Origin of the sequence: Streptococcus sp. HMSC074B11 (genome assembly GCF_001808705.1) — a bacterium.
Lineage (GTDB): Bacteria > Bacillota > Bacilli > Lactobacillales > Streptococcaceae > Streptococcus.
In genome coordinates, this window is sequence record NZ_KV794230.1 from 1 (window position 1) to 3,680 (window position 3,680).

Genomic DNA, 3,680 nt, shown 5'->3' on the forward strand with positions numbered 1-3,680 from the left:
CCTCAAAGAAGATACCTGCTCCAGCACCGCCAATTGTTCTTAATAATTCCTTATATTTTTTAGAGTTAGAAAGTGAAGTATAACCGACTAGAGGTGAAATAAGTGCTTCAATAAGAATATCAAAAATAGATTTTACGAGTTTAATGGCCATACTCGTTAAAAGAATAATCAAAATAAAATACTGAGCAAACATCCCAATCCAATTGACTTTATAGCGCATATACACTGGTTCAAAAGCAATTAATCCCTTTATAATGCGATGTTCGTCAACAGTTAAAATTCCATTTTGAGTTGCATTTAATTGATGAATAAAGAGTCCTTTTAATCCCTTTTGTTTTGCCTCAAGAGCATCTAATAGAACTGTATCAGTCGCTCCAAATGTAGCACTAAAATCAATTCGTGAAGCAAAATCAGAGGTATCACGTTCATCTGGACTATCTGTAATATTATTAAGAGGAGTCGAGCCTTCCTGAATAGGTTTAATAAAGCCATAGTCATCCATTGGGAAAAGTTCTGTTGAAAAATCCTTATCAATTAAAACTTTCAAATCTACAACATTATTTTTCATAGGTTGAATAGCTAGAGAAGAGAAATACTTTGAATTGTCTCCTGAGGTACTCTCTACTTTCTGAACACTCTGCACATCTTCAGAAATGGCCGTAGATATTGTCGTTAAAGCCAACGGTAAAGCTGAAGATACTAGGGTCACCATCAAAAAATTTAAGATTACATTTTTATATTTAACTGGTTTTGTAAAAACTCCTGTAACAGCTGACACAACGAGTATTAAGGCAAACAGAGAAGTTCCAATTACCTGAAACCAGTAAAAAAATTGACCAATGACTGTCTTCTGATCCCCCAGATATCCGAAAAGTCCAAAAAGCTTAAATAAATTGTTAAAAACATGTTCTAGACTAGCAGTTATAAAATACAGCCCTTTAGCCAAAGAACCCCATAAACTAGATAAAAACGCTAAATAAGCTGGTGTTGGTTCCAGGTAATTACTCCAATACTTATAAAATTCAACTAAAGGAGCCGAACGTTCATCTGTTATTGGAATCTTATCATGTAAATCATTATGTGTTGAGAAACTTCCTATCAAATCTGAAAAAGTACTATACTTCATTACTATCTCCTTTTTATTACTATCATAAAGAATAATAAAAAAGTTTGTAGTAAAGGGACAAACCTCAAAAAAGAGCGATCAATAAGGACTAAAAACATAAAATCGCATAGTATCAATTTTTTTGAATACTTGATACTATGCGATTTATCATGAAAAAAAGTTACGGTTTATTTTCGTGGAATTGAGTTTTTCTCGCCTCTAAATGGCTATTATTTCGCTACACCAGTAAAAACAAACTGATCCCAACCATCTCCTAACGATATAATTTTAATCTTTTTCCCACCATCACTTAGTTTTACTTGGTAAATAGATTGATCACTCCCCTTGATCTGAATATAAAAAATTGTATCATTTGAATTAGATGCTGCTTTATTTTTTTCAGCCGGACCTTTAAAGTTAGAAGCTAGCTCATCCTCAGACAATACTTGATATGTTTTGATATGAGATTCAATTTCAGTTCCGTCTGAAATTGTACTCTTATTCACATCAAAATCAAACTCATTAGTGGTTTCATCAAAAAATGTTGCATTATCTGTATCAGATCGATAATACCCCAAATAACGACTTTTTAGGGTGCTAGGTGTGCCGTCTGCATTTTGTGAAGTTTTACCTGAACAAGCCGTTAAGATAACGATACATAGACCAAGAACTCCTAAAATAAGCATCAATTTCTGTTTCATCATAGATGATCTCCTTTATTTCTGTTTTACTTGCTTTATTATACCAAACTTTTAGCCTAAAATCACTCCTTCATAACACGATTTAACCAGCTAACTGTCAGCTCTTCGACTATTTTTTGTTTCCCACTAACTCCTAAAATAGTTATCTCATTTTTTATTAATAACTCTAAAATTTTGTTCTGCTGTTCCTTAATTTCAGTCAAACTCTTAGAAAAGGCATTGTCATATAAATTCAAGCCATCTAATTGACAAATTTTTTCCAGCTGAGCTAACATAAACGCATTGAAAGAAGGAAAATTTTGTTCCTTTTTCATCATATGTAGTTGAATAAACATATCTTCTGGTATGTTTCGAATAAGTAAATCTTTAGTCATCACATTCTACCTCCCCTTCATACTCTAGCCAACGTGAAATATGATCGCCATAACAATTCATCTTTTCGTTGAAACTATCTAATTGTTCTGTTTGTTTTTGAACTTGGTTTTTAATATGGTCTGAAGCTAATTTCATATTTTCCAAATGAGCTACATATAATTCTTGAGCTCTATTGAATCTCCCAAATTCAATTTTTTCACGCAAAATCTGAAGTAAAAACTCATTAAAAGATTTTGCTTTTTTCTTTTTAGCAAGTGATTTTAAATAATCAATTTCCAGTTGAGTTAATCCACGAATTTTTAACTCACTTCGTTTTCCGTTAGTCATTTATTATCCATCCTTTCTACTCCACCAAAAAATCATAATGCCTCTTACTTTTCAATTCAATATAATCTGCAAGTACGAAATAAAACTCATTCTCTGGTGTTCCTTTTGACCTTTCCTCCAATTCATGTAAAACTTTTAAACTATCTGGTGAACGAATTAAAAATTCTCGAAATTGTTCAATAGTATCTCTAGTATTTTCTCTATACAACTCTGTCCGACTCATTAATAATTCTTGAATCAAACTGAGTTGATTTTTAACTATTGTTTCAAAGCTTTCATCATAATCCGTTGACCGTAAAAAGCTCTTTATTTTCATAACACCCTGAGGGGAAATGTATGTTACACCACCTTGCTTTTTGATATCAATATCCTCCAATTTTTGACGGTGATATCTAACTAAACTTTTTGTAATCCCCAACTCTTTCGCAACTTCTAACATCGTTTTCCAATTATCCATAAACACACCATTTTCCAAACTAATTTTTTATAGAGTGAAGCAGGGGGAAATTTGACCATATTTTGACTAGGCAATTTGCCTATCTTTTTCCTCCCATATACCTAATAAAAGAGCATAAGGGAAACTGTTACCACATCCTGTGATAAGTTGATAGTATCAACGTTTCTAGTGTCCCCAATTTTCTCGACTTCGCCTACTTTTACACACTTACAAATTACCCCCTCCCACATCATACACACACTAAAACACACTTATAAACATCAACTTTTCTCCTAATTTCTGTAAAATATATTGTTCTAAACTGCCTAATTTTATTACTTCTTTATATTCTTTTTAAGTTGTTTTCTCTCTTCTGCTGATAGAATTGTGACTCGTTTAGGAGCAACAGACAAGAATAAAATTACACCTGCAACTGAAGCTGGAAACAACATAACTTTGTTTTTCTTTGAAGATGATTGAAGCTGTATATAACAGATTGGGTAAATTAAAAACCATGCTAGGAGTGTCATTACAAAACTATATAATAGTGCTTCAAAAATTCTAAAAATTAATTCCATTTTTTCTCCTTTATTTTGCCTCACTTTAATTCATTTCTACAGTTTCAATAGGGTTTGAAAATTCAAATGTTCCATCTTTGACTGCCTGTTTTTTCTTGTCCAAGGACTCCAATTTAGCCTTTAACTTCTCAATGTTTTTATAGGCTGTTTCGATGGTT

6 protein-coding genes are annotated in these 3,680 nt (G+C 32.1%); all 6 read right to left on the reverse strand.

The features are described from left to right. A partial coding sequence (locus HMPREF2619_RS01205; RefSeq protein ID WP_398578180.1) for a pLS20_p028 family conjugation system transmembrane protein occupies positions 1 to 1,126 on the reverse strand: 1,126 nt, incomplete at its 3' end. A gap of 209 nt (positions 1,127 to 1,335) precedes the next feature. Further along, positions 1,336 to 1,809, reverse strand: coding sequence for a hypothetical protein (locus HMPREF2619_RS01210; protein ID WP_070458381.1), 474 nt, complete (start codon positions 1,807 to 1,809; stop codon positions 1,336 to 1,338). A gap of 59 nt (positions 1,810 to 1,868) precedes the next feature. Then, positions 1,869 to 2,180, reverse strand: coding sequence for a hypothetical protein (locus HMPREF2619_RS01215; RefSeq protein ID WP_007520130.1), 312 nt, complete (start codon positions 2,178 to 2,180; stop codon positions 1,869 to 1,871). Then, complete coding sequence (locus HMPREF2619_RS01220; protein WP_070458384.1) at positions 2,173 to 2,508, reverse strand: hypothetical protein; 336 nt, start codon at positions 2,506 to 2,508, stop codon at positions 2,173 to 2,175. The genes HMPREF2619_RS01215 and HMPREF2619_RS01220 overlap by 8 nt, the downstream gene beginning before the upstream one ends. Before the next feature lie 16 nt (positions 2,509 to 2,524). Further along, positions 2,525 to 2,965 carry a hypothetical protein gene (locus HMPREF2619_RS01225; protein ID WP_007520128.1) on the reverse strand — a complete coding sequence of 147 codons (441 nt, stop codon included), beginning with the start codon at positions 2,963 to 2,965 and terminating at the stop codon, positions 2,525 to 2,527. Positions 2,966 to 3,279: 314 nt separating this feature from the next. After that, entirely contained in the window at positions 3,280 to 3,522 is a 243-nt protein-coding gene (locus tag HMPREF2619_RS01230; protein ID WP_070458388.1) for a hypothetical protein, read from the reverse strand. Between the last annotated feature and the right edge of the window lie 158 nt (positions 3,523 to 3,680).

Excerpts from the sequence above, each read along its gene's own strand:
- HMPREF2619_RS01210 (WP_070458381.1), bottom strand. The coding sequence starts at position 1,809 with ATGATGAAACAGAAATTGATGCTTATTTTAGGAGTTCTTGGTCTATGT.
- HMPREF2619_RS01215 (WP_007520130.1), bottom strand. The coding sequence starts at position 2,180 with ATGACTAAAGATTTACTTATTCGAAACATACCAGAAGATATGTTTATT.
- HMPREF2619_RS01220 (WP_070458384.1), bottom strand. The coding sequence starts at position 2,508 with ATGACTAACGGAAAACGAAGTGAGTTAAAAATTCGTGGATTAACTCAA.
- HMPREF2619_RS01225 (WP_007520128.1), bottom strand. The coding sequence starts at position 2,965 with ATGGATAATTGGAAAACGATGTTAGAAGTTGCGAAAGAGTTGGGGATT.
- HMPREF2619_RS01230 (WP_070458388.1), bottom strand. The coding sequence starts at position 3,522 with ATGGAATTAATTTTTAGAATTTTTGAAGCACTATTATATAGTTTTGTA.